The sequence below is a fragment of the Micrococcales bacterium genome (assembly GCA_016703125.1).
Taxonomy (GTDB): Bacteria; Actinomycetota; Actinomycetes; order S36-B12; family UBA10799; genus JADKAV01.
In genome coordinates, this window is record JADJCR010000005.1 from 102,226 (window position 1) to 128,808 (window position 26,583).

At 69.1% G+C, this 26,583-nt stretch carries 18 protein-coding genes and 2 pseudogenes; 9 read left to right on the forward strand and 11 right to left on the reverse strand.

The window, feature by feature from the left end:
- Nucleotides 1-203: 203 nt before the first annotated feature.
- A complete protein-coding gene (locus IPG68_09680; GenBank protein MBK6763509.1) occupies nt 204-566 on the reverse strand; it encodes a cupin domain-containing protein in 363 nt (120 codons plus the stop codon).
- Nucleotides 567-679: 113 nt separating this feature from the next.
- Here IPG68_09680 and IPG68_09685 point away from each other — a divergent pair, with 113 nt between their 5' ends.
- From IPG68_09685 to msrB, 4 genes are read left to right on the forward strand one after another with little or no spacing between them, the layout of a single operon-like run.
- The gene (locus IPG68_09685; protein MBK6763510.1) at nt 680-1,633 is read left to right on the forward strand and encodes a MoxR family ATPase; all 954 of its coding nucleotides are present in this window, start codon (nt 680-682) and stop codon (nt 1,631-1,633) included.
- 3 nt (nt 1,634-1,636) lie between these two features.
- The gene (locus IPG68_09690) at nt 1,637-2,839 is read left to right on the forward strand and encodes a DUF58 domain-containing protein (GenBank protein MBK6763511.1); all 1,203 of its coding nucleotides are present in this window, start codon (nt 1,637-1,639) and stop codon (nt 2,837-2,839) included.
- Nucleotides 2,836-5,025, forward strand: a complete 2,190-nt coding sequence (locus IPG68_09695; GenBank protein ID MBK6763512.1) for a transglutaminase domain-containing protein — start codon at nt 2,836-2,838, stop codon at nt 5,023-5,025. Before IPG68_09690 ends, IPG68_09695 begins: the two co-directional genes overlap by 4 nt.
- A 9-nt stretch (nt 5,026-5,034) precedes the next feature.
- Complete coding sequence (msrB, locus tag IPG68_09700) at nt 5,035-5,466, forward strand: peptide-methionine (R)-S-oxide reductase MsrB (GenBank protein MBK6763513.1); 432 nt, start codon at nt 5,035-5,037, stop codon at nt 5,464-5,466.
- 288 nt (nt 5,467-5,754) lie between these two features.
- On the opposite strand, the gene IPG68_09705 is transcribed toward msrB, so the two are convergent.
- The 4 genes from IPG68_09705 to IPG68_09720 form a co-directional block, all read right to left on the reverse strand.
- A complete protein-coding gene (locus IPG68_09705; protein ID MBK6763514.1) occupies nt 5,755-6,450 on the reverse strand; it encodes a chlorite dismutase family protein in 696 nt (231 codons plus the stop codon).
- A complete protein-coding gene (gene hemG, locus IPG68_09710) occupies nt 6,443-7,894 on the reverse strand; it encodes a protoporphyrinogen oxidase (protein MBK6763515.1) in 1,452 nt (483 codons plus the stop codon). The genes IPG68_09705 and hemG overlap by 8 nt, the downstream gene beginning before the upstream one ends.
- A complete protein-coding gene (hemE, locus tag IPG68_09715) occupies nt 7,891-8,904 on the reverse strand; it encodes a uroporphyrinogen decarboxylase (GenBank protein ID MBK6763516.1) in 1,014 nt (337 codons plus the stop codon). The genes hemG and hemE overlap by 4 nt, the downstream gene beginning before the upstream one ends.
- A gap of 84 nt (nt 8,905-8,988) precedes the next feature.
- Nucleotides 8,989-9,336: a hypothetical protein gene (locus tag IPG68_09720; protein MBK6763517.1), complete on the reverse strand. Its 348-nt coding sequence runs from the start codon at nt 9,334-9,336 to the stop codon at nt 8,989-8,991.
- Between the two features lie 59 nt (nt 9,337-9,395).
- Here IPG68_09720 and IPG68_09725 point away from each other — a divergent pair, with 59 nt between their 5' ends.
- From IPG68_09725 to IPG68_09745, 5 genes and pseudogenes are all read left to right on the forward strand, one after another.
- Entirely contained in the window at nt 9,396-9,953 is a 558-nt protein-coding gene (locus tag IPG68_09725) for a DUF3000 family protein (GenBank protein ID MBK6763518.1), read from the forward strand.
- A gap of 267 nt (nt 9,954-10,220) precedes the next feature.
- Entirely contained in the window at nt 10,221-10,625 is a 405-nt protein-coding gene (locus IPG68_09730; protein ID MBK6763519.1) for a helix-turn-helix transcriptional regulator, read from the forward strand.
- 64 nt (nt 10,626-10,689) lie between these two features.
- Nucleotides 10,690-11,742 carry an HRDC domain-containing protein gene (locus tag IPG68_09735; GenBank protein ID MBK6763520.1) on the forward strand — a complete coding sequence of 351 codons (1,053 nt, stop codon included), beginning with the start codon at nt 10,690-10,692 and terminating at the stop codon, nt 11,740-11,742.
- A 236-nt stretch (nt 11,743-11,978) separates the two neighbouring features.
- A pseudogene (locus tag IPG68_09740) lies at nt 11,979-13,182 on the forward strand (thiolase family protein).
- A gap of 3 nt (nt 13,183-13,185) precedes the next feature.
- Nucleotides 13,186-15,326: pseudogene (locus tag IPG68_09745) on the forward strand (enoyl-CoA hydratase/isomerase family protein).
- Nucleotides 15,327-15,382: 56 nt separating this feature from the next.
- On the opposite strand, the gene IPG68_09750 reads toward IPG68_09745, so the two are convergent.
- From IPG68_09750 to IPG68_09775, 6 genes are read right to left on the reverse strand one after another with little or no spacing between them, the layout of a single operon-like run.
- Nucleotides 15,383-18,286 (reverse strand): EAL domain-containing protein, encoded by a 2,904-nt coding sequence (locus tag IPG68_09750; GenBank protein ID MBK6763521.1) that lies wholly within the window; start codon nt 18,284-18,286, stop codon nt 15,383-15,385.
- A gap of 56 nt (nt 18,287-18,342) precedes the next feature.
- Nucleotides 18,343-20,259 (reverse strand): 1-deoxy-D-xylulose-5-phosphate synthase, encoded by a 1,917-nt coding sequence (locus tag IPG68_09755; protein ID MBK6763522.1) that lies wholly within the window; start codon nt 20,257-20,259, stop codon nt 18,343-18,345.
- 57 nt (nt 20,260-20,316) lie between these two features.
- Nucleotides 20,317-20,676, reverse strand: coding sequence for a hypothetical protein (locus tag IPG68_09760; protein MBK6763523.1), 360 nt, complete (start codon nt 20,674-20,676; stop codon nt 20,317-20,319).
- On the reverse strand, nt 20,673-23,336 hold the full coding sequence (acnA, locus tag IPG68_09765; protein ID MBK6763524.1) for an aconitate hydratase AcnA: 2,664 nt from the start codon (nt 23,334-23,336) through the stop codon (nt 20,673-20,675). Before acnA ends, IPG68_09760 begins: the two co-directional genes overlap by 4 nt.
- Before the next feature lie 58 nt (nt 23,337-23,394).
- Nucleotides 23,395-24,558 carry a class I SAM-dependent RNA methyltransferase gene (locus IPG68_09770; GenBank protein MBK6763525.1) on the reverse strand — a complete coding sequence of 388 codons (1,164 nt, stop codon included), beginning with the start codon at nt 24,556-24,558 and terminating at the stop codon, nt 23,395-23,397.
- A 3-nt stretch (nt 24,559-24,561) separates the two neighbouring features.
- Nucleotides 24,562-26,541, reverse strand: coding sequence for an APC family permease (locus IPG68_09775; GenBank protein MBK6763526.1), 1,980 nt, complete (start codon nt 26,539-26,541; stop codon nt 24,562-24,564).
- Between the last annotated feature and the right edge of the window lie 42 nt (nt 26,542-26,583).

The window sequence follows — 26,583 nt, forward strand, 5'->3', positions numbered from 1 at the left end:
AAACCGCTACCTGGGAGCGAAACCGCGCGGTTTTATCACTCCCGGGTGTCCGGGTCACTCCCGGCTGCGATTCGAGCGCCGCCGTGAAGCCATTCCGCGCAAGGCGGGAGCGAAACCGCTACCTGGGAGCGAAACCGCGCGGTTTGAACACTCCCGGGTGTCCGGGTCACTCCCGGGTACGGTTCGCGCGCCGTCTGCGGGCCTCAGCCCGAGGCCCGCCCCCACACGTGCGCGCCGCCCCAGTCGATCACGACGGCCGGCTCGTCACCGATCACCCAGCCGTCATGCCCGGGCGGCAGCACGTTGACGTCGCCGGCGCGCACTTCGAACTCGGTGCCGTCGGACATCTGTGCGCCCAGCACCCCGGATATCACGTACTGGAAGTGCGGGGCCTCGCACCATTCGGTTCCGGTTGTCGGTTTCACATGCTCCGACCACCGCCAGCCCGGCTGCAGGGTGATGCGGAGAACTTTCCCACCACCGATGTCGACCACTTCACCGCGGCCGAGGGGGAATTCGAGGATCTCGTCGGGTTCACTGAACTTCTTAACTTCTGCTCCAGCCATGGGAGCCTCCTCAGTTAGGAGAGGCTCACCAATCTACGCCGCTCAGGAACGCCCCACAAGACTCTGTATCGCTGCCCAGGAGCCCGTGCCGCACACCGACTAGAGTTCCACGCATGACCCCGGAACAGGCGCAGTACTTCGCCCAGCGCTTCGACGCCGTCGTCGGGAACGTGGAGCGTTTCATCCAGGGCAAGGACGACGTGGTCCGTCTTGCCCTCATCGCCCTGCTGGCTGAGGGGCACCTGCTCATGGAGGATGTCCCAGGCGTGGGCAAGACGTCCCTGGCCCGGTCCTTGTCCGCGTCGCTGGGGCTCAGTGGCAGCCGGATCCAGTTCACGCCCGACCTGCTGCCCTCCGATGTGACGGGCGTCACCGTCTTCCATCAGAGCAAGGACTCGTTCGAGTTCCACCCCGGACCGGTCTTCGCGAACATTGTGCTTGCCGATGAGATCAACCGGGCATCGCCGAAGACGCAGTCTGCACTGCTCGAGGTGATGGCTGAGCGCACGGTGACCGTCGATGGCCGCAGCCACAAGGTCCCCCGCCCGTTCCTCGTGATCGCCACGCAGAACCCGGTGGACATGGACGGCACCTATCCCTTGCCGGAAGCCCAGCTCGACCGCTTCATGATGCGCATCTCGGTCGGGTATCCCAACCCCGCGGCGGAGACGCAGATCCTCAAGAACGCCCACGAGGGCCGGCGGCTGGAGGACCTGCGCGCGGTGTCGAACACTGAGGAGGTCACCGGGATGATCAAGGCCGCGGGCGGCGTGCACATCGCCGACAGTGTCCTGACCTACATCGTCGGCCTCATCACCGCGACCCGGAACTCCCCCGGCGTGCGGCTCGGATCCAGCCCCCGCGGCGGTCTGGCCCTCCTGGCGACCGCACGGGTGCGCGCCGCCTCGCGCGCCCGGCACTACGTCACCCCTGAGGACGTGGGTGCGCTCATCCAACCCGTCCTGGCCCACCGCCTGGTGCTCTCCCCCGAGGCGATCGCCGGCGGGGCAACCGCCGACCAGATCCTCAGCGAGGCCACTCGCGGGGTGCCGGTACCGCAGGGCTGAGTCATGACGGCCACCCAGGAGCCGGTCGTTGTCAGTGCCGGGGACGAGCCTGACTCCGTACGCGAGGTGTCCGCCCGCACCAAGGGCCTGCTCATCAGTGTGCCGGTCCTCGCGGGACTGGGCTTCCTGCTCGGCTACCCGGCGGTGGTGGCCCTCGCGGCCGCCCCTCTGCTGCTCATCGGCATGGGGTTGTTCATGGTCGGTCGGCGCCCGGGGGGGAACCTGCGCCGCGCGGTCGAACCGGCCCAGCTCACCCGCGGCGAAACAGCCACGGCCCTGATCACCAGTGTGAACAATCGGGTCACCCCGACGGGCGTGGTGGAGGCCCTCGACAGCATCGCCGGGCAGCCGGTCGAGATCCTCATCCCGCCGGTCCCGCCACGGCGTGAGGTGACGGTGTCGTATCGGTTCGTCCCGCTGCGCCGCGGAGAACTGCTGCTTGGTCCGGTGACCCTGGAACGACGCGATCCCTGGGGTCTGTTCGTGCGCCGGGCCACGTCCTCGGCGCAGCTGACGGTCCTGGTGCATCCACGGGTCCTGCCGGTGGACGTGACCCTGGCCGGGAACCGTATCGGCCAGGAGGGTGGCACCGCCGACCGGGACGTCCTCGGCTCCAACCAGTTCCATACGCTGCGCGAATACGTCATCGGCGACGAACTGCGCCAGATCCATTGGCGCAGTTCCGCGCGGGTCGGCAAACTCATGGTCAAACAACTCGTGGACAACCCGCTGCCGCGGGCGCTGGTCCTGCTGGACAACGACATCCGCTCCTACCGCAGGGCCGAAGACTTCGAAGAGGCCGTCGATGCCGCCGCTTCCATCGGCAGTGTGATCGTGCGCGCGGGGCTGCCGGTGTCCTTGCGCACCACAGGTGAGGACACCGGCGTGGAGATCCTGCGCGTCGACGACCTCACCCGTTTGCTGGACGCCCTGGCGCTGAGCGATCCCCGTGTGCTCAAGGTCTCACCGCCTGCCCTGCGGCAGGTTCTGCTGGCCACCAGGTCCACGTCGTTCTTCCTCATCACCGGCCCGCACACCGGCCTGATCCCCAGCGCGATCGCGGCACTGGGGCTGGTCGGCGAGGGCACTGTCGTGCGGGTCGGTCAGTCCGGCGGTCTGAGCCGGCCACGGCGCGGCCTGGTCTTCCGAGACGCCATGCGGTGCGACGACCTCGTCGGGCCGATTCTGCCCGGGGCCCGGCAATGACCCGTCTGGACGTGGTTCGACGGACCGTGGCGGTGGGGATCATGTGCCTGGGTGCCACCGCGGTGTTCATCCGCCTCTTCGGGTACATGCCCGTGCTCACCCGGCTCTTCCCGGTGATCATTCTTTGCTGCGTCGGATACGCGCTCGGCACCGCCGGCGGCCAGCGGGTGCAGCGCGGGCTCGGCGCCCTCGTGGGGCTGCTCACCACCGTGATCGCCAGTGTCGTTCTGGGCGCGATGACGATCGAGAACGAGGCCGGCAACGTCGGTGTCTCAAGCTTCTTCGGAGGCCTCGTGGAGGGCTTCGGGATCATCATCCGCGCGGTGGTGCCGGCGCCGGTGAATGCAGAGACCGTGACGGCCGCCATGCTGTTGACTGCCTACGGCACGCTGGTGGCCTGCCTGCTGGTCACAACCTTCGTCCCGGCCTCCAGTCTGGTGCCTCCGACCGTGATCTTCGTGGTCGGTCTGATGCTGTCGCAGGGGTCGGTGCTGCCACCGATCCCGTTCGCGGCCGTGTTCATCGCCGCCGTGGTCGCGGCGCTGGCCCTCATGCCGGCCGCCAAACAGCAGAACCAGATCGAGGACGGGGCGGAGTTCGCGGCCGTGGACACGGGCAAGCGTCCCGGCCGGCCATTGCGGGTGGTGACCGTCTCCATCGGCGCCATCCTGATCGCGGTGGTGGCCGCGGCTCTCGGTCCCGCAACCCAGATCGGGGCCATGAGGCCGGCATACGACCCGCACCAGAAGGACAACTTCCGTCCCGACACCGACCTTGACGGCGACGACGTCGTGTCGCTCGCCACGAAGTGGCAGACGCTGCGCCGCGAGGACCCGTTCGAAGTGTTCAGTGTCACCGGCCCGGACATCCCGTCCTCGGTGAACTGGGCCATCAACTCCAAGTTCGACGGGGTGGCCTGGAGCAGTCTGACGACATTCGACCAAGTGGGCCCGGACGGTATCCCGTACGACGGGCCCTGGCCCAGGTTCACCGCCGACGGCAGCACCGGATTCGAGACCGGGGAGTTGCTGCCCGGTCCGTGGCTGCCGGCGTCGTTCCGGCCCACGACAGTCACGGGGCTGGTGGCACGGGCCGACCCGGAGGGCACCGTCGTGGCCGGCGATGACAAGGGGGCGCAGAAGACGTATCAGATCGGCTATCGGGCCCTGGCGATGCGATCCCTGGCGCCTCTGGAGACGGTGCGTGCGGTGCAACGCCCCGAGTACGGGACCCTGCGGGAGTTGCCATCCGACTTCCCCCTGGAGCTGCGCTACTTCGCGCAGAGTGCCATGTCCACGGCCAGCACGCCCTACGGGCAGTTGCAGGCGCTGGCCGCTGCCCTGTCCTCGCCGCCCTTCCAGGAGCAGGACAACTCCATTGACAACTCCCTCGACGTGACGGCCCTGAAGGACCTGGTGATCACGAGCAAGAAGGGCACTGAGGCGCAGTTCGCCACGGCCTTCGCGCTCATGGCGCGCAGCCAGGGCTACCCGACACGGTTGGTGGTCGGGTTCTCGACGAGCGGCAAGGGACAGTCGCGCACGGTCGACTCCACGGACGTGATCATCTACCCCGAGGTGGAACTGACGAGGGTCGGTTGGGTGCCCTTCGCCCCTGGCCCCCGTGACCTGGCCCGCGGTGTGCCCGTGATTCGCAAAGTCACCGCGCCGAAGCCCGGCAAGTCCCCCAAGCCGAGCCCGACCCCGACACCGAAGCCGAGTCCGACACCGAGTCCCTCGCCTGAGCCGGATCCGGAGCCGTCGAGCCAGGCGCGTTCCTTGACGGGCGTCCTGGCAGTGCTGGCGGCCGTCCTGGTGCTGGTCAGCTGGCCGCTGCTCGTGGCGTGGCGCCGCCGCCGCCGCAAGGCCAGTTTGCGCCGCGGCGGGCCCGATGAGCAGGTGACAGGCGCCTGGTCGTACGCACGGGCCGGCCGGCGCCGCCTCGGGCAGCCCTTGGACGACACCGCATCACCGGCGGCCTATGCTGCGGACCTGCAGGCTGAACCGGCGGTCCGGGATCTGGCCGTTCTCACCGAGGCCGCGATGTACGCACCTGAGCAACTCACCGAGGCCGACGCGGTGCGTGCTTGGACCATGGCCGACAAGGTGGTCGCCGAGGCGCTCAAGCGCGGGGGTGTCCTTCGACGGCTGCGCTGGTGGCTGGTGCCTCCCGCTCGACGCACTTAACCTGGGACCATGCATTCGAGCCCTGCCGACGATTCCAGCGCCTACCCAGCGAGCAAGCCCGAGGAGCAGTGGCGCGCCGAACTCACCCCGCAGGAGTACCACGTGCTCCGGGAGGCGGGCACGGAACGGGCCTTCACCGGCGAGTACACCGACGAAGAGACCACTGGTGTCTACGCCTGCCGCGCCTGTGGTGCCGAGTTGTTCCGATCGACGGAGAAGTTCCATTCCGGCTGTGGCTGGCCCTCGTTCTTCTCTCCCTTGGCCGGCGACCGGATCGTGGAGATCGAGGACCGGTCGCTGGGCATGGCCCGCACCGAGGTCCGGTGCGCCGCGTGCGGTTCACACCTCGGGCATGTGTTCGCCGGCGAGGGGTACAACACCCCCACCGATCTGCGTTACTGCATTAACTCCGTGTCCTTGCGGCTCGACCGCACCGAGTGACGGTGTACCCGGGAGCGATCCGGCCGCGCAGTCTCGCTCCCGGTGCCAAGCCCCCGCCAGTCCTACCGGGGGCCGCGAGTTTCCTCCCATTCAGCGGTTTCTCTCCCAGGTGGCGGTTTCTCTCCCAGGTAGCGGCGCCACGCCCCCGCCAGTCCTACCGGGGAGCGATACGGACATCGGGGAGCGATCCAACCGCGCAGTTTCGCTCCCGGGTAGCGGTTTCTCTCCCAGGCACGGCCCAAAGCCCCGGCCCGGCCGGGCAGGCGTCGGCACAGCCCCCGGGCGCACCTACGGCAGCCGCTCCACCAACTCCGGTAGTTCCCACCGCCGGCCGGTGTAGAACGGGATCTCCTCGCGCACGTGCAAGCGTGCCCGCGATCCGCGCAGGTGCCGCATGAGGTCGACGATCCGGTGCAGTTCAGCGGCTTCGAACGCCAGGAGCCACTCATAGTCCGACAGCGCGAACGAGGCCACCGTGTTGGCGCGGACATCGGGGTACCCGCGGGCCATCCGGCCGTGCTCGGCCAGGAGTTCCCGGCGCTCCTCGTCGGTCAGCAGGTACCACTCGTAACTGCGGACGAAGGGATAGACGCACACGTAGTCCTGGGCGTTCTCGTCAGCCATGAACGCAGGGACGTGGGACTTGTTGAACTCCGCCGGGCGGTGCAAGGCCTGCACCGACCACACCGGTCGCAGCGCGCGTCCGAAGGTGGTGCTGCGCAGGGTGTGGTAAGCGTCCTGCAGGGTCTCGCTGGTGTCGCTGTGCCACCACACCATGACATCCGCGTCGCCGCGCAATCCGCCCACGTCGTACCAGCCCCGCGTGACCAGATCCCCTTCCACGGCGCTGATCTCATGCAGCACCTCATCGCTGATCTCCGCGCGCAACCCCTCCAATGGACGGTCGGCGGCGAACACGGAGACCTGCATGTACCGGAGGGTGTCGTTGATGCGCCGGGCGGCGGCAGCCTTGCTCTCAACCATGAGCCCATTGTCTCCTCTGGGCCGCCTGCTGCAGCACCGCGCTCACGGCAGCCTGTGCCGACCCGATGCAGGCGGCGATCCCCACACCCTCGTACGCCGCCCCGCACACTGCCAGTCCCGGGGTGCTCGCCAGCCACTCCCGGGCATCCGCGATCCGCGTGCGGTGGCCGACGGCGTACTGCGGGAGGCCCGCGGGCCAGCGCGTGACCAGTTCGGCCACGGGCCGCCGGGGTACACCGATCAAGTCGGCGAGGTCATCGGCGGCTGACCGGATCAGTTCGGCGTCCGTTGCCTGCTCGACCAACGGGTCCCCGGCGCGACCCAGCGACGCCCGGAGCAGGAACAAGCCGTGCTCGTCGCCGGCGTCACCGACCCAGTCCCATTTGGAGCTCGAATAGGTGACGCCCTTGACCGCTCTGCCCTCCACCGGCGGGACGAGGAAGCCGCTGCCCGTACCCCGCAGGTGGGCGGCATCCGCGCGTCGGTACGCCAGGCTCACGACGGCCACGTCCGCATAGTCAACCCCGGCGAGTTCCTCGGCGGCCGCGGCGTTGACGTCCGCGAGCAGTTGAGCGGTGACCGTAGCCGGTGTCGCGAAGATGACCGCGTCGACGGTGTGAGTGCGGTAACGGCCACGGCCGTCGCCGACGACCACGTCCCAGCGCTGCGCGCGGTGGCGCACCTGCTGGACGACGGTCTTGGTCCGCACGTCCACTCCTCGCTCGCGAAGGGCCCGCGCCAACTCCTCTGGCAGGCGCCCGACTCCGCCGGCGAGGCCCACGAACACCGGCCCCCGGCGGGGACCCGTGGTCTTGAGCCCGTCGGCCAGAACGGAGGAGGCCGCCCCGATCGCCGAGCGCCGCTGCGTGGCGGCCCGGTACAGGGCGGGCACAGTCATCTGCAGGCTCAGCGAGTCAGAGCGCCCCGCGTAGACACCCCCGAGCATGGGTTCCACCAGCCGGGCGGTCACCTCTGAACCTAGCCTCGTGGTCACGTAGTCACCCACTGAGACGTCACCGTGCAGGACGGTTCGCGGCAGGAGGTGGTCCAGGGGGATCCGCAACAGCCCCGGCAACGACACGATGCCGCTGGCGGCCAGTTTGCGCAGGTCCGTCGGCACCCCGGTGAGCAGTCCGCGCGGGATCGGTCGCATCCGCCCCCGGCTGTAGATGGCCGCGGAGGTGGTGGCCGCAGGGACCGTCTCCAGACCGAGATCCCGGCACAGGCTGATCGCCTCGGGGCGCATGGCCAGCATGGCTTCGGCACCCACATCCACGGTGACGTCCCCGACGGTGTCCGTGGCCAGCTTGCCTCCGAGAACCGATGCGGCTTCCAGCACGGTGACCGTGGCGCGCGGGCCGTCCGGCCCCTGGGACAGGAACCACGCGGCTGCCAGTCCGCTGATCCCGCCACCGACGACGATGACGTGCGGCACGTCGCTCATGAGACCCCCTCGAACGGCTCACCGAACTCGTGGACCGCCCGCACCGCGGCCGTCACGTTGTCGGCTGGGGTGTCCGGCAGAACGCCGTGCCCGAGGTTGAAGACGTGCCCGCGCAGGTCCCGGCCGGACCGCAGGACACGACGCACCTCAGTGGTGATCGTGGGTTCGTCGGTGAGCAGCACCGCGGGGTCCAGGTTGCCCTGCAACGCCATGGTGGACCGGATGGCCGGGTCGACCTGGTCCAGATCGATGCGGAAGTCGACACCGAGGACGTCATTGCCCGCCGAGGCCATGTCGCCGGCCAGGTGGTTGGCGCCGACGGCGAAGTGCACCCGCGGCACCCCGAGGTCCGCCACATGGTCGAAGACGCGGCGGGTGTGCGGGAGCACGTGTTCGCGGTACAACCGGGCCGGCAGCGCGCCGACCCACGAGTCGAACACCTGAACCGCGCTGGCACCGTTCTCGATCTGCACGCGCAGGAACGCCGCGGCCAGATCCGCCAGCCTGCTCATGATGGCCGCGAAGAGTTCGGGCTCGCTGATGATCATGGCCTTGGTCCTCGGCAGGTCGCGTGAGGGACCACCCTCGATCAGATAGGAGCCCACGGTGAACGGGGCACCGGCGAACCCGATCAGCGGCGTCGCGCCTAGTTCGGCAGCCGCCGTGCGTACGCCTGCGGCCACCGCATCGAACATCTGCGCTGTCGGCGACGGCAGTCGATCGGTGTCGGCAGCGGTCGTGAAGGGCTGCGCGACGACCGGTCCCACGCCGGGCGTGATGACCACGTCGACGCCCGCACACTTCACCGGCACCACGATGTCGCTGAAGAAGATCGCGGCATCCACTGCGTGCCGGCGCACCGGTTGCAGCGTGATCTCAGCGGCGAGCGCAGGATCCAGGCAGGCGTCCAGCATCGGGATGCCTGCGCGCACCTGCCGGTACTCCGGCAGCGAGCGGCCCGCCTGCCGCATGAACCAGACCGGCGGCCGGTCCACCTGGCGGCCCTGCATGGCGCGGACGAGACGGCTGTTCGCGGTGTCACTGGCCCACCAAGGGTGTTCCGGGCTAAGACTCACACACTGATCGTGGCACGCCTACGCGACGATCTGTGCCACCCCTCCCAGTGCCAGCGCCACTCCGACGTACTGGATCGGCTTCAGGCGCTCGGAGAGGAAACGCCAGGCGAGCGGCACGGTGACCCCCGGGTACAACGACGCGAGCACCGACACCAGCGACAGGCTGCCGGTGGTGGCCATCCGCAGAACAGGTTCGCGCTGACGTACAGCACACCGATCGCCGACATGAACCCCAGATCCCGGGAGGCCGACGGCCTGCGAGACCCCCACGACGAAGAACGCCGGGTACCGCTTGGAGACCTGACCGCCCAGGAAATCGACCGAACTCCAGGCGAGACCGCTCACCAAGGCCAACACGGTCGACACGTCATGACACGCAAGCGATCGCCACGCCGCCAAAGGTCCGGCACACCTACAGTGGGCGGGTGAGCGACCCCCAGGCCGCGTTCGACGAAGCCGTGGCGTGCCTGCCGGCCGATTCGGTGCGGCCCGACATCACGCTGGCCGCCGCACCGGCCCCAGGGCGGTTGGCGCCGTACAGCCATGCCCTGACCGCCGAGATCGGGACGGACCCGGAGGTGGGATCCGGGCGTTTCGTTCTCTTGCACGATCCCGCGCGACCGGGTGCGTGGGAGTCCGACACCCGCGTCGTGGTGTACGTCGAGGCCGACATCGATGCAGAGATGGCGGAGGACCAGCTGCTCACCGATGTCGGCTGGACCTGGCTGCAGGAATGTCTGGTCGCGGCGGAGGTCCCGTTCGCCGCCCTGGGCGGCACCGTCACCGCTGTCCGGTCAACCTCCTTCGAGGCCCTCTCGGCCCGCGGGCATGAGACAACCATCCAGATCCGGGCCTCCTGGTCCCCGGCCGGCTTGCCAGACCTGCCCGACCACTTCGCCGCCTGGGTCGCTCTGATGGAACTGTGCGCCGGGCTGCCGCCGTACTATCCGGGTGTCACTCGAATAGGTGAGATCCCCGGCTGAAGCACACGGCGCTCAAGGCGTGACCGCTGTCCGCCGATGCATGAGTCACAGGCCGTGCAGGAGGCACTCGTGAGTCATGTGGTGGCGATCCCCACCGGTTCCCGAACGGAATCGGTAGCCACCCGCGTCAGCACGATCGTCGTCTGCACAGACTCCGCGCGCGCTCAAGACCTACAGATCGAAGGGGCCGCGCTGGGCGCGGACACCCGGACCCTGGGAACAGCGGCACAGGTGCGCGAGTACGCCGACCGGCACAGCCCTCCTGAGATGTGTGTCATCATGACGCCGCTGCCCGACGGCCCGGTGCTGCCGCTGATGCGCATGCTGCGTGCACGCGGCTGGCACAAGATCGCGGTGCTCAGCGGGCATGCCGACGCCCGCGCTGTCCACGCCGCGGCCCTCACCGGGGTACGCACCGTCGTCGTGCAGCCGATGGCCACCGCCTCGCCACGGCAGGTGGCTCGGCCCACCGGGTCGTTGTCGCTGAGCGAGCGCGAGTTGGAGGTCCTGCGCCTGGTCGCCGACGGGCAGACCAATCGCATCGTCGGGGAGAAGTTGGGCCTCTCCGCCCTGACCGTGAAGTCCCATTTGGCCCGCATCGCCCGCAAACTGGGCTCCGGTGACCGTGCGCACATGGTGGCCACCGCCATCCGCAAGGGGTACATCCGCTGACGTCGCCTCCCCGATGGTGGCCAAATCCGCGTTCCAGCGCCAGTCGCCGCGTAGGTTGACTCCCGTGGGCGAGGTCTTGAAACTGCCGGCCGAACTGCCGTCGGTGGTCGCCGATCAGCAGTCTCTGGATGCAGCCGTTGCCGAACTCGCCGCCGCTGAGGGACCGGTCGGTGTCGACGCCGAGCGGGCGGGCAGTTACCGCTACTCCCAAAAGGCCTACCTCGTCCAGGTCTTCCGGCGGCACGCCCCGGTCCTCTTGCTGGACCCGCTGCGCATCGAGGACTTCTCGGGGCTGTCGGCTCTGCTCGACGGGACCGAATGGATCATGCAGGCCGCCCACAACGATCTGGAGTGCCTCGCGGAGATCGGTCTGCAACCCATCACCCTGTTCGACACGGAGCTGGCCGGACAACTGCTGGGGCTGGAGCGGGTGGGACTTGCCGGACTGGTGGAGACACAACTCGGGTACACGATGCGCAAGAGTCATGGCCAGGCCGACTGGTCCCAGCGTCCGTTGAAGCGCAGTTGGCTGGAGTACGCCGCCCTGGATGTGTGCGTACTGCCCGATCTGCAGGATGCACTCGCGGAGGCCCTGTCCGACGCCGGGAAGACCGACTGGGCCCAGCAGGAGTTCACCCATCAGATACGGGTGCGCGCCGAGGCGGACGCCCAGTCCCGGTGGCGCCGAACCACGGGCGCCGGACGTCTGCGCACCGATGCGCAGCGGGGGGCACTGCGGGCACTGTGGATGCTGCGCGACGAGTCCGCCCGCAGCCGCGACATCGCATGGCACCGGGTGGTTCGCGACCCGGTCCTGGTGGAGATCGCGCGCCGGCTTCCGCGCACGGCTGACGACGTGGCCGCCGTGCCGGACCTCCCCCGGCCCATGCTGCGCCGCGCGGACACATGGCTGGCTGCCGTGGAGCAGGGCCTGGCCGACCCGCAACCGGTCGCCGCGCGTGTGGATGGCCCGCCCGCGCGTTCGCTGCGGGCCTGGGAGCAGCGCGATCCGGAGGCTGCGGCGCGCTGGGTGAGCGTCCGGGCCAAGCTCGTCGAGCGTGCCGAGAAGTTGCAGGTCTGGACGCAGACGCTGCTCGCACCGGACATCGTCGCCTGACCTCGCCTGGGCGCCGCCGGAGGATCCCCGCCTCGCGGATGGCGGAACTCGGGGCCCGGCCGTGGCAGGTGGCGAACACGGCCGACTTGTTCTGAGGCCCCCCGCGGCGGCGCAGATGGGCCACCAGGTGCCCGCCCCCGCCTGCCCCGCCCCACGCCAGGGCCACCTGCCGGTCCTTTGCTACTCGTGAGTAACATAGGGACAACACTGGGTATCCCCAACCCCCGGAGGTCCATATGGCACAGGCTGGTCGCAACGTTGTCCTCGTCGACGGGGTACGCACCCCGTTCGGCAAGTCCGGGCCGAAGGGGCTCTACGCCGAGACCCGCGCCGACGACATGGTCGTGCGTGTACTGCGCGAACTCCTGCGCCGGAACCCCGACCTGCCACCCGAGCGCATCGACGAGGTCGCGGTCGCGGCCACGACACAGATCGGCGACCAGGGCCTGACGATCGGTCGCAGTGCGGCGATGCTGGCCGGCCTGCCCAAGTCCGTACCTGGCTACTCCGTGGACCGCATGTGCGCCGGCGCGATGACCGCCGCCACGTCGGTTGCCTCCGGTATCGGAGTGGGCGCCTACGACATCGCGCTGGCTGCCGGCGTCGAGCACATGGGCCGCCACCCGATGGGTGAGGGTGTCGACCCCAACCCCCGCTTCCTGGCCGAGCGGATCGTCGACCCGGATGCCCTGATGATGGGTAAGACCGCGGAGAACCTGCACGACCGGTTGCCGCACCTGACGAAGGAGCGGGCCGACGCTTACGCCGTGGCCTCCCAGGAGAAGACAGCCAAGGCCTACGCCGAAGGCAAGATCCAGCCCGACCTGGTCCCGATGGCCATCCGCTCGGCCGAACACGGCTGGGGCCTGGCCACCGCCGACGAGCCCCCCCGCCCCGGCACCTCGATGGAGTCCCTGGCCGGCCTCAAGACCCCGTTCCGCCCGCACGGCCGCGTCACCGCGGGCAACGCAGCCGGGCTCAACGACGGCGCGACCGCCGCTATCCTGGCCGCCGAGGAGGTGGCCGACGAACTGGGCCTGCCCAAGAAGTTGCGCCTCGTCTCCTACGCCTTCGCCGGCGTCGAGCCGGAGGTCATGGGCTACGGCCCGGTCCCCAGCACCGAGAAGGCGCTGGCCAAGGCCGGTCTGAGCATCGACGACATCGGGCTGTTCGAGGTCAACGAGGCGTTCGCCGTGCAGGTGCTCAGCGTTCCTCGACCACTACGGCATCCCCGACGACGACCCGCGGGTCAACCCGATGGGTGGCGCGATCGCCGTCGGACACCCCCTGGCCTCCAGCGGGATCCGGCTCATGACGTACCTGGCTCGCGACTTCGTCGACCACCCGGAGGTCCGTTACGGGATCACGACCATGTGCATCGGCCTGGGAATGGGCGGCACGGTCATCTGGGAGAACCCCAACCACACGCAGGAGGCCTGAGACATGACCGACAGCATCGCCAAGCCCATCCCCCAGACCGACGCCGACGCCGGACTCGACGAGTCGATCCAGTTCGCCGACGAGGTCGTCACCCACGCGAAGTTGCGCACCGCCGACCTGCCGCTCGGGGCCGGCACCGCGGCGATCATCACCCTGGACAACGGTTTCGACCACACCAAGCCGAACACGTTCGGTCCGGGCGGACTGCTGGAGCTCAAGGCCGCGATCCAGAAGGCCAAGGAGACTCCCGGGGTCGCCGCCATCTGCATCACGGGCAAACCGTTCATCTTCGCGGTGGGGGCCGACCTCACCGGGGTCCCGCGGTTGACCGACCGGGGACAGGCGCTGGCGATCGGCAAACTCGGCCACGAGGTGCTCGGCATGCTCGGCGACTCCGAGGTCCCGACGTTCGCCTTCGTCAACGGCGCGGCGATGGGCGGCGGCGTCGAGGTCGCTCTGCACTGCCAGTACCGCACGCTGTCCTCGGGGGCGGCGGCCTTCTCGCTGCCGGAGGTCTTCCTGGGGCTGATCCCGGGCTGGGGCGGGGCGTACCTGATGCCGAACCTCATCGGCCCGGAGAAGGCCTGCACGGTCGTCATCGACAACCCGATGGCGCAGAACCGTCAACTCAAGCCCAAGCAGGTGCTCGACCTCGGCATCGTTGACGCCATGTTCGCCCCGGCCGACTTCCTCGAGGAATCGCTGCTGTGGGCCGCAAAGGTTCTGACCGGTGAGATCGCCGTCGACCGGCCGGAACTGGATCGCGGCGCGGCCTGGGACGAGACGGTGGCAGCGAAGCGAGCCGCCCTCGACGCCCGGCTGAAGGGCGCGACGGCTGCCCCCTACCGGGCGCTGGACCTCATCGCGGCAGCGAAGACAGCCACCCGGGCCGAAGGGTTCGCCGCGGAGGACGACGCCCTGGCCGACCTCATCATGAGTGACGACCTGCGCGCCGGGCTGTACTCGTTCGACCTCGTGCAGAAGCGCGCAAAACGTCCCGTCGGGGCGCCCGACAAGAAGCTGGCTCGCCCGGTCACCAAGGTCGGCGTCGTGGGCGCCGGGCTGATGGCCAGCCAGATGGCCCTGCTGTTCGCCCAGCGCCTGCAGGTCCCCGTGGTCATGACCGACCTCGACCAGGCCCGCGTGGACAAGGGTCTGGCGTACGCCCACTCCGAGATCGACAAGATGGCCGCCAAGGGCCGGGTCAACGGCGACAAGGCCAACCGGCTCAAGGGCTCATCACCGGTTCGGTGACCAAGGACGCGTTCGCCGATGCGGACTTCGTGATCGAGGCCGTCTTCGAGGACCTCAAGGTCAAGCAGCAGGTCTTCGCGCAGGTCGAGGAGGTCGTGCGCGAGGACTGCATCCTGGCCACCAACACCTCGTCACTGTCGGTGACGGAGATGGCGGCGGGGCTCAAGCACCCCGAGCGGGTCGTGGGTTTCCACTTCTTCAACCCGGTCGCGGTGATGCCACTGCTGGAGATCGTGCGCGGCGAAGCCACGGACGATGCGGCGCTGGCGACGGCCTTCGTGGTCGGCAAGACGCTGAAGAAATCGTGTGTTCTCGTCAAGGACGCCCCCGCCTTCGTGGTCAACCGGCTGCTGACCCGCTTCCTCGGGGAGGTGACCAAGAGCGTGGACGAGGGGACCCCGTTCGAGGTGGCCGACCGGGCGCTGGACCCGCTGGGCCTGCCCATGTCGCCCTTCACGCTGCTGCAGCTGGTCGGACCGGCTGTCGCGTACCACGTGTCGGAGACCATGCAGGCGGCGTTCCCCGACCGGTTCTACGTGTCGGCGAACCTGAAGAGGATCGTGGACGCCGGCAAGACGGCGATCTGGACCTATGACAGCGGTACCCCCGAGGTCGACCCGGAGGTGGCGGCCCTGTTCACCCAGGGCGATGCTCCCCTGTCCGAGGAGCAGGTGCGTGACCGCGCGCTGAGCGCCATGGCCCAGGAGGTCCAGATGATGCTGGACGAGGGCGTCGTGGCGGAGGCGCAGGACATCGACCTGTGCATGATCCTGGGCGCGGGCTGGCCCTTCCACCTCGGCGGGATCACCCCGTACCTCGACCGGGCGGGGGTCAGCCAGCAGGTCAACGGAAAGCGCTTTCTGCCCGCCGGTATGGCAAGCCTGCCGTAACGTCTCACTGACGCGGGCCCCGCACTCCTTCCCGGGAGGCGGGGCCTGCGCCGTGTTCAGCCGACTGCAGCCACGATCTCCGGCACCCTGCTCGCACGCACCGGGGCGCTGTGCAGGTAGCCCTGCACCCGGTCGCAGCCCAGGGCGCGCAGCGCCTCGAGCTGCGCTGGGCTCTCGACACCGATGGCGATAACCTCATGGCCCAGATCGTGGGCGACCTGGATGATCGCCTGCACGATGACCTGGTCCTCGCGGCTGCCGACCACGCCCGCCACAAAGGAACGATCGATCTTCACGTAGTCCGCGGCCACCCGCTTGAGGGCGGACAGTCCCATGTAGCCGGTCCCAAAGCCGTCGATGCCCACCTGGAACCCGAGGTGATGCAGTTGGCTCAGGCCGGACATGGTCTGCTCGGACTCCCAAAGGACTGGGGAGTCGATGACCTCGAAGCCCAGGTCACCCGGCTGCAGACCCGCGGCCAGAACCTGATCCAGGACCGCTTGCGGGAATCCCTGCTCGGCCACCTGGGCGGGCGAGATGTTGAGCTGAACGCGCACCTTCAGGCCCGCCCGGCGCCACTGCGCCAGATCGTCGACGGCTAGGCGCAGGACCTCACCACCGAGGGCCCCCATCAACCCGCTGCGCTGAGCGCTGTCGATGAAGTCACCCGCCCCCACCGCGCCCGGTGCGGGGATCCGGACGAACGCCTCCACGTCGTTGACCTCGCCGCCGTCCAGCGGGACGACCGGTTGGTACTCCATGTGAACCGACCCATCGGCGATGGCGCGGCGCAGGTACTCCTGGTTCTCCATGCGGGTCAGGGCCGCAACCTCCAGGTTGTCCACGTACGGCTCGACACGGTTGCGGCCGGCGTCCTTGGCGCGGTACATGGCCAGGTCCGCCTGCCGCAGCAGATCCTCGCTGCTGGTCCGCGGGTCCACCGTGGTGGCGACACCCACAGAGACGCTCAGCCCGACCTCACGGCCCTGCACCCGGAACTGCGCCCGCATGCTGTCGCACAGCCGCCCACCCAGATCCAGGGCCTGTTGCGGGGTGGCCACGTCCTCGGCGATCACCACGAACTCGTCGCCGCCGAGCCGGGCCACGGTGTCCTGCGGCCGCACGGCCCCCCGCAAGCGCTCGGCCACCGCCACCAGCACAACGTCGCCGGCCCGATGGCTCAGTGTGTCGTTGAGGGTCTTGAAACCGTCGAGGTCGCAGAACAGCACCGCCACATGGCTCTTGGTCCCCCACAGCCGCTGCAGAGACGCCTCGAGACGTTCCACCAGTGCATACCGGTTCGGCAAGCCGGTCAGGGCGTCATGACGGGCCTGATAGGTCAGCGTCTGCTCGGCATCGTGGCGGTCCGTCACATCCTCGATGACCGCCAGCGCGAACGCCTCGTCGTCGCGATCGCCGCCATGGAGTACCGAAATGGTCATGGCCACCCACAGCGTGCGACCCTGCGCCGTGACCACCCGGACCTCACGGGCGGTTCCCCTGCCCTCCTCGCGCACCACGTCCGGGGACCACGCCACCTCTCGCTCCTCGGGAGGCAGGAAACGGCGCAGGTCGTCCCCGCGCAGCCCGACCGGATCCGTGCCCAGGAGGGCCCCGAGGGCGGCGTTCGCGTCCAGGATCGGGCCGAGGGTGTCACCGGAGACCGCCAGTCGCGCCATGGCCACGGGGGAAAGGTCGAACGTCAGTCGCATCATCCGGTCCCGGCGTCGATGCTCGGTGACGTCCAGCGCCACCATCCCCACCGAGCGGTCGCCGCTGGCCGTCCGCGGCAGGGGGAATTTCGTGGCCATCAGTGTCCGCCGCGCCCGGCGCGGACCCACCCGGCTGACGAACACCTGGGACCGGCTGGAACGCAGCACCTGCAGATCCTCCTGCTGCGCCTGCCGACCCAGGACTTCGCCGAGGACGTCGGGCCAGGAACGGCCTCGCAGTTCCTCGGCTGAGGTGTTGAGCACGCTGCAGAGCATCGGACTGACCATGTCCAGAGTGCCGACGCCCTGCTGGTCGTAGTGGGTGACGGCCACCACCGCAGGGCTGTTGCTGAGCATGGCGCGCACGAAGTCCTGACTGTCCTGCAGAAGTCGCTCCCCGTCACGCCGACGCTGCTCCTGCAGAGCCACCGCGTACAGCACCAGGACCCCTATGACAGTGGCGAGCACCGTCACCACGTGCATGGGCCAGGCGACACTCACGGCGTTCTTCCAGCCCACGCTGCTCTCACCACCGATGAGCACAGCAGCCACCACCGTGCCTGCTCCGCTCACGGCCACCAGGCCCATGCGCAGCCCCAGCCACAGCAACACCGGCAGCAGCAGGTACCCGGGTCGCCCGGGGACGACGGCGGCACGAGCCAGGTAGGCCAGGAACGTCAGGACACCCACCGCCGACAGCAGCAGGACCAGCTCCACCCGGCGGCCGCGATGCTCGGGCAGATGCCACTGATCCATCTGCACCAGAGCCGGCAAGGGCAGCACCATCCCCAGACACACGGTGAGCCACCAGAGCGGCCAGTCCCCCACAGCCTCGGGGCGCACGACAACCAAAGCGCCCGCGGTCATTCCGCTGACGGAAACGGCCACCACACCCACTGTGAACAGGTCCGCCAGCGCCTGCACCCGGAACACGTGCAGTCTGCGCAAGATCGTGGCCATCAGCAGCGAGCCGCTGAGCACACCCACCGCCAGTGCCATGGCCGCCCCGACGGAGTATCCGGCCTGCCCGTAGACAAAGCCGAGGCTCACCAGCGCCGCCGTGCAGACCGCGCCCGCCACCGGCCGGGGCAGCGCAACGGCCGCGGCGACAACAATTCCGGCCGGCAACGCCACGGGTGGCAAACCGGATCCTGGTGTCGAGAAGGCGGCCAGAATGTACGCGCAGATCAGCACAGCCACCCAGGAGGCAGCGAGGCGACCAGGCAGCGTCACCATTGGTCCCGCCATGGACCCAGCGTAATCAAACCGTCACTCAACGTCACCCGTTCGGCGTAGCGCGTCGGCTACTCCGCGGACTCGTCCACGTGGGCGTCCAGGTCGAGCGCCGCTGAGTCGGCACTGATCCATCCGATCACCTGGTGGCCGATCTGCTGGGCCGTCAGCCCGGCCTCGGCAAGGACCTGCGCCCGACTGCCGTGATCGAGGAACCTCTGCGGGATCCCGATTGTGCGCAGAGGTGTCCGTGACCCCGCCTCCCGCATCCGCCCGGCGATGGCGGCGCCAACCCCGCCCACCACCCCGTTGTCCTCGATGGTGACCACCAGGCGATACCGCTGCGCCATCTCCACCACTTCGTCCGGCACGGGTTTGACCCACCGCGGATCGACGACGGTGGCGCCGATCTCCTGGTCGGCCAACCGGTCAGCCACGTCCAGCGCCGGCCCGGCCATGGCACCCACGGCCACAATGAGCACGTCCGGCCGCCCCCGGTCGTACAGAAGGTCGACTCCGCCTTGGCTGCGAATAGTCGGGATGTCCTCGGGCAGCGCCCCTTTGGCGAATCGCACCACTGTCGGGGCGTCACCGACCGCGACCGCCTCGCGCAGGTTCGCCCGCAGCCGGGTCCCGTCGCGCGGAGCTGCCAGCCGCAGCCCCGGCACCACCTGCAGGATCGACATGTCCCACATCCCGTTGTGGCTGGCACCGTCGTCGCCGGTGACACCGGCACGGTCGAGCACGATCGTGACACCTGCACGGTGCAGCGCGGCGTCCATGAGCACTTGGTCGAAGGCGCGGTTGAGGAACGTGGCGTAGATGGCCACCACCGGATGCAGCCCGCCCATGGCCATGCCCACAGCCGAGGTGATGGCGTGCTGCTCGGCGATACCCACGTCGTAGACCCGCTGCGGGTACTGCTGCTTCATGGCCGCCAGGCCGGTCGGGCCGAGCATGGCAGCGGTGATGGCGACGACGTCGGGCCGCTCCGCGGCCACAGCACACATCTCATCGGAGAACACCGACGTCCAGCTCGTGCGCGCCGCGGCAGTCGGCCGTCCGGTGGCGGGGTCGATGACCGGGACGCCGTGGAAACGGTCGGCCTCGTCCTGCTCGGCCGGCGGATAGCCGCGGCCCTTCTGCGTCAGTACGTGCACGAGGACCGGGCCGGGGTAGCGCTTGGCCCGCCGCAGCGCCTGCTCCACCGCCTCCCGGTCGTGCCCGGGGACCGGGCCCAGGTACTTCAGGCCGAGATCCTCGAACATCCCCTGCGGCGCGACAACGTCCTTGACCCCCTTCTTGAGCCCGTGCAGGGTCTCGAAGGCCGGCCGTCCGACCACCGGCGTGCGGTCCAGGACTTTGCGCCCCCACTCGAGGAACCGCTCGTACCCCTTCGTCGTGCGCAGGGTCGCCAAGTGGTTGGCCAGCCCGCCGATGGTCGGGTCGTAACTGCGCTCGTTGTCGTTGACGATGACCACCATCGGGCGGTTGGACGCCGCGATGTTGTTCAACGCCTCCCAGGCCATACCCCCGGTCAGGGCACCGTCGCCGATCACCGCCACGACGTGCCGGCTGTTCAGCATGCCGCGGGCCTCCCAGGCCTTGGCCAAGCCGTCGGCGTACGCCAGTGCGGTACTCGCGTGGGAGTTCTCGATCCAGTCGTGGGGGCTCTCAGCGCGGCTGGGATAGCCGGACAGCCCACCCTTCTGGCGCAACGTGTCGAAGGCGTCGCGGCGTCCGGTCACAATCTTGTGGACGTACGCCTGGTGACCGGTGTCCCAGAGCAGCGCGTCGCGCGGGGAGTCGAAGACCCGGTGCATGGCCAGGGTCAGTTCCACGACACCGAGGTTGGGGCCGAGGTGACCGCCGGTGCGCGACACCTTCGCCACCAGGAACTCACGGATCTCGCCGGCCAGTTGCTCCAACTGCCCGTCATCGAGCGAGCGCAGGTCGTCGGGACCACGGATCCCCTCGAGAACGGACACCGTTCAAGTGTACGGCGACCCACGCGGGGCGCCCGTCGGGACGCGGGGGCCCCGCGCTCACAGCCGTGGTCGCCATACCTGCCCGCGCAGGGCCTGCTCGACCAGGCCCACCTCGCGCGCGCTGCGACTGAACTGCGCCGCGAGATCCTCCAGGGCCAACAACCCCGCGTCGATCTCGGTCGGCTCGAGCCAGTCGCGCATCCGGGCACGCAACTGCCGGTAGACCTCACGGGTCCCATCGAGGGTCGCCCGCGCGTGATGCTCGGCCACCATCGCCAGGATCAGCGGGTGTTTGCGGGCCGGTGACAGGCGGTACTCCGGCGGCAGGCGATCGAGCAGCCATCCGGTGACCGACTCCTCGAAGCCCGCCCCCGGAGGTGGGAGGTCGGACGGCCACCCGGGTGGCGCAGTGGTCACGACTCCAGCAGCGAGCGCAGCACGTACTGCAGGATGCCACCGTTGCGGAAGTAGTCGGCCTCGCCAGGGGTGTCGATGCGAACCACGGCATCGAACTCGACAACGCCGGTGTCCGATGCCGCCCGTACCTTCACGGTCGCCGGAATCCCACCGGCGTTGAGATCGGAGATCCCCGTGACATCAAAGGTCTCCGTGCCGGTCAGCCCGAGGGTGTCGGCGGTCTGGCCGGGCGGGAACTGCAGCGGCAGCACGCCCATGCCGATGAGGTTCGACCGATGGATGCGCTCGAAGGACTCGGCGATCACGACCTTCACCCCCAGCAGGGACGTGCCCTTGGCCGCCCAGTCCCGCGACGAGCCGGAGCCGTACTCCTTGCCGGCCAGGATCATCAGGGGCACGCCGGTGGCGGCGTAGTTCTGGGCCGCGTCGTAGATCGTCGACGGCTCGCCGGTGGTGAAGTCCACGGTGAAGCCGCCTTCGACGCCGGGGACCAACTCGTTGCGCAGCCGGATGTTGGCAAACGTGCCGCGGATCATGACCTCGTGGTTGCCGCGGCGCGACCCGTAGGAGTTGAAGTCCTTGGGAGACACCCCGTGCGCGGCGAGGTACCGGCCAGCAGGGGAATCGGCCTTGATCGCACCGGCCGGGGAGATGTGGTCGGTGGTCACCGAGTCCCCGAGCCTGGCCAGGACCCGGGCGCCAGTCACGTCGGTCACCGGTGCCGGAACGGCCTGCATGCCCTCGAAGTACGGTGGCCTGCGCACGTAGGTCGAATCGGCGTCCCAAGCGAAGGTCGAGCCGGTCGGGGTGGGCAGGTTCTGCCAGGTCTGGTCACCGGCGAACACGTCGGCGTATCGCCGGGCGTACATGTCGTCGTCGATCGCCTGCCGGATGACGTCCTGCACCTCGGTGTCGGTGGGCCAGATGTCGCGCAGGTACACCGGTCGGCCGTCGGCGCCGGTGCCCAGCGGCTCGGTGACGATGTCCACGTCCATCCGGCCCAGCAGGGCGTAAGCCACCACCAGTGGCGGGGAGGCCAAGTAGTTCATCTTGACGTCCGGGTTGATGCGCCCTTCGAAGTTGCGGTTGCCGGAGAGCACGGACACCGCCGCCAGGTCCGCACCCTGGATCGCCTCGCTCAACGCCGTGGGCAGCGGGCCGGAGTTGCCGATGCACGTCGTGCAGCCGTACCCCACGATGTCGAAGCCGAGCTTCTCCAGGTACGGCATCAGCCCGGACTTCTCGTAGTAGTCGGTGACGACCTGCGATCCCGGGGCCAAGGACGTCTTCACCCACGGCTTACGCGTCAGGCCGGCCTCCACCGCCTTCTTGGCGAGCAGCGCGGCGCCCAGCATCACCGACGGGTTGGACGTGTTCGTGCACGAGGTGATGGCCGCGATGACCACTGCACCGTGCCCGATGGTGACCTCCTGGCCTTCCATCGTCAGGGTTGCCGTGGTGGCAGGGTCGTCGGTGTAGGCCGGCAGCGCCTCACCGAAAGCGTGCGCCGCGGTGGCCAGCGGCACCCGGTCCTGCGGGCGCTTCGGCCCGGCGAGACTGGGTACCACGTCGCCGAGGTCGAGTTCGAGGTACTCGGAGTAGGCCGGCTCACGCGCCGGGTCGTGCCACAGCCCCTGGGCCTTGGCGTAGGCCTCCACGACGGTGATCTGCTGGTCGCTGCGGCCGGTGAGCCGCAGGTAGGCCAGCGTCTCGTCGTCAAGGGGGAAAATGGCCGCCGTGGAGCCGTACTCGGGGCTCATGTTGCCGATGGTTGCGCGATTCGCCAGGGGCACTGCTGCCACGCCGTCACCGTAGAACTCGACGAACTTGCCGACGACGCCGTGCTGCCGCAACTTCTCCGTGATGGTGAGGACCAAGTCCGTGGCGGTCGCCCCGGCGGGCAACTTGCCGGACAGCTTGAATCCCACGACCCGCGGGATGAGCATGCTCACCGGCTGCCCGAGCATGGCCGCCTCGGCCTCGATGCCACCGACCCCCCAGCCCAGCACGCCGAGTCCGTTGACCATGGTGGTGTGGGAGTCGGTGCCCACGCAGGTGTCCGGGTAGGCCTGCCCGTCGCGGATCATCACGACCCGGGCGAGGTGCTCGATGTTGACCTGGTGCACGATGCCGGTGCCCGGCGGCACCACCCGGAACTCGTCGAACGCGCTCTGCCCCCAGCGCAGGAACTGGTACCGCTCGCGGTTGCGCTCGTATTCCAGCTGCACGTTCAGTTGCAGCGCCTGCTGCGTCCCGAAGTAGTCCGCAATGACGCTGTGATCGATCACGAGTTCGGCCGGCGCCAGCGGGTTGATGCGCGCCGGATCCCCGCCCATCGCCGTGAACGCCTCGCGCATGGTGGCGAGGTCGACGACACACGGGACCCCCGTGAAGTCCTGCATGATGACCCGGGCTGGGGTGAACTGGATCTCCTGGCTGGGCGTGGCCGTGGGATCCCAGTCCGCAAGCGCCCGGATCTGGTCTGCGGTGACATTGGCGCCGTCCTCGGTACGCAGCAGGTTCTCCAGGAGGACCCGATGTGTGTAGGGGAGGTCCAGCTCGCCCAGGGCATCGAGGCGGAAGATCTCGAAGGACTCCTCCCCCACCTGCAACTGCGACTTGGCACCGAAACTGTCGAGGCTTGCCACTACATCTCCCATCGCCGGACGGTCGCCACCAGCCTAGTGCGCCATCGGCACGGCCCGGAACGCCAGGCGGCTACCGTCGGGTGGGGCGCAGCCGCACGACCGTCTCCAGGTGGGCCGTCCCCGGGAACAGGTCGAAGCCCTCGATGCGATCAGGCTCGTAACCCGCGTCGCGGAACCAGGCCAGGTCCCGGGCCAAGGTCGACGGTTCGCATGACACGTACACGACCGTCCGCGCCCGGGTGGCGGCGATGGCGGTGACCACGGCCCGTCCCGCCCCGGCCCGTGGTGGGTCCAGCACCACCACGTCGGCCGGTTCGGGGTGGTGTGCCCAGCGCCGGACGTCGCGTGCCACGACCCGGGTTGACGGGTCACCCGCGGCATTGGCCCGGGCATAGCCTGCGGCACGACGGTCCCCCTCGACCAGCACCACCTGCTGCCAGTGCTCGCTCATCGACAGACCGAAGAGCCCGACGCCGGCGTAAAGGTCCAGCAGGGTTGTCCCGGAAGCCTCGCCGACAAGTGCCCTCACCGAGTCCACCAGCACCTGCGCACCCAGGCGATGCGACTGCCAGAAGCCGTCCGCCGCGCAGGCGAACCGCCGGCCGGCAACCACGTGAACGTGTTCGGTAGGACCTTCGGCCGTCCTGCCAACAGCGGAGGTCACGACGACAGCCCTGCCCGAGGTGCTGACGCTGACGTGGATCTGCGCGTCGGGTGGCCAGCGCCGGGTCAGCAGCTCGGTGAGTCCAAGAGCGGGATCAGCCTGCAGGCAGTCACCGATGGGTACTACCTCGTGACTGCGCGCGGCATGGAACCCCGCCCGGCCGCCGGCATCGGAATGCAGTGTCAGTCGGGTGCGCCATCCCGTGGCCAGGCCCAGGTCCCGCACCTCCGGGGTCCAGGTGATGCCACCGATCCGCAGCAGGGTTTCTTCGAGCACCTGCTCCTTGATCCGGAGTTGGGCGGCCCCGTCGGCGTGCAGCCAGGCGCAGCCGCCGCACAGACCCGGCCCGAACCAAGCACACGCGGCCACGACCCGGTCAGGGCTGGAACCGGACTCGACAGCGACAGCTTCGGCACGCCAGAACCGCGCGTCCGGCCCGTCGTCGTCCACCTGCGCCCGGACGGTCTCACCGGGCAGGCACAGGCGGCAGAACACGACGCGGCCGTCCACGCGTCCCACACAGGTGCCACCGTGCGCCGCAGCGTCGGCGCGCACCACGATCTCCGGCACCGGTCACTCCGGGCTGCGCGTGGGAATACCCCGGTACAGCGCGCCAGGCGCTTCCGCCTCGTCCTTGTCCGCCACGCGGTCACTGGACTCCAACTGCCACGGCACACTGACCACCATGACACCGGGAGTGAAGAGCAACCGGCTCTTCAGCCGCAGCGCGCTCTGGTTGTGCAGCAATTGCTCCCACCAGTGCCCCACGACGTACTCGGGGACGTAGACGGTCACCAGATCCCGGGGACTCTCCCGGCGGAAGTTGCGCACGTAGTCCACCACTGGCTTCGTGATCTCGCGGAACGGACTCTCCAGGACTTTCAGCGTCACGGGGATCTGGCGGCGTTCCCACTCCTCGATGATCGCTTCCGAGTCGCCCGGGGTGACCTCTACCGTCAGTGCCTCCAGCGTGGAGGGCCGGGTCGCGCGGGCGTACGCCAGTGCCCGCAGCGTGGGCTTGTGGATCTTCGCGACCAGCACGATGGCGTGGACCCGAGCGGGCAGCAGGAAGCGCTCGTCGTCCAGCGGGGTCAGTTCGATGGCCACCTTGTCGTAGTGGCCCTGGATGCCCTTCATGATCGTGAACAGCACCGGAATCGCGATGCACACGATCCACGCACCGTGGGTGAACTTCGTGCCCAGCACGATGATCAGCACGCTGCCCGTCATCACGAACCCGATGGAGTTGATGATCCGCCGCCGCACGTAGGACGACCGGACCGTGGGGTCTTCCTCGGTGCGCAGCAACCGCGTCCAGTGCCGGATCATGCCCAACTGACTCAGCGTGAAACTGATGAAGACCCCGACGATGTAGAGCTGGATGAGGGCGGTGACGCTGGCCTCGAAGATGACCACCAGCACGATGGCCATCAACGCCAGGGTCACGATGCCGTTGCTGAACGCCAGCCGGTCACCACGGTTGTGCAACTGCCGGGGCAGGTAGTTGTCCTGCGCCAGGATCGATCCCAGGACCGGGAAGCCGTTGAACGCCGTGTTGGCCGCCAGCACCAGGATCAGGGCCGTGACCGTCGAGACGAAGATGAACATCGCCGGGAAGTTGCTGAACACCGCCTGCGCGATCTGGGCGATGACCGTCTTCTGGTCCTGACCCGGCGGCAGGCCGATGAGGTCTTCCGGGTTCTCGGTGACCTTCACCTTCGTCACCAGCGCCAGGATCGTGATCGACATGAACATCGTGATGCTCAGCAGACCCAGCATCACCAGCGTGGTCGCGGCATTCTTGCTCTTGGGCTTGCGGAAGGCCGGCACCCCGTTGGAGATCGCCTCCACACCCGTGAGGGCCGTGCACCCGGAGGAGAAGGCCCTGGCCAACAGGAACACCAATGCGGCGCCGGCGAACGTTTCCTCAGGTTTGATCTCGTAGGCGGTCGACTCGGAGAGGAGGGTGTCGCCGGCGGCCAGCCGGAAGCCGGCGGTGACGATCATCGCGAAGATCCCGAAGATGAACGCGTACGTCGGGATCGCGAACAGCGTCCCCGACTCCCGGACCCCGCGCAGGTTGAGCAGCGTCACCACCACGATCAGCCCGGTGGTCAGCGCCACCAGGTGCTGGCCGAACCATGGGATGGCTGAGGCGATGTTCGCCGACGCGGCGGACATCGACACCGCGACGGTCAAGATGTAGTCGACCAGCAGGGCACTGGCGACAGTCAGTCCGGCATTGGGTCCGAGGTTCTTGGTCACCACCTCGTAGTCGCCACCGCCGCTGGGGTAGGCCTGCACGTTCTGCCGGTACGACGCCACCACGACGAGCAGGACCGCGACCACGCCGAGCGCGACCCAGGGCGAGAAGGCGAATAGAGCCAGCCCGCCCAAGGACAGCACCAGCAGGATCTCCTGCGTGGCGTAGGACACCGACGACAGCGCGTCGGAGGCGAACACGGGTAGGGCGATGCGCTTCGGCAACAGGGTCGAGTGCAGTCGGTCACTGCGCTGAGCCCGGCCGAGGACGAGCTCCTTCGGTGTGAGCACGACTCGATGGTAGGGCCCCGGTAAGCGCTGTTGCGAGCAAGG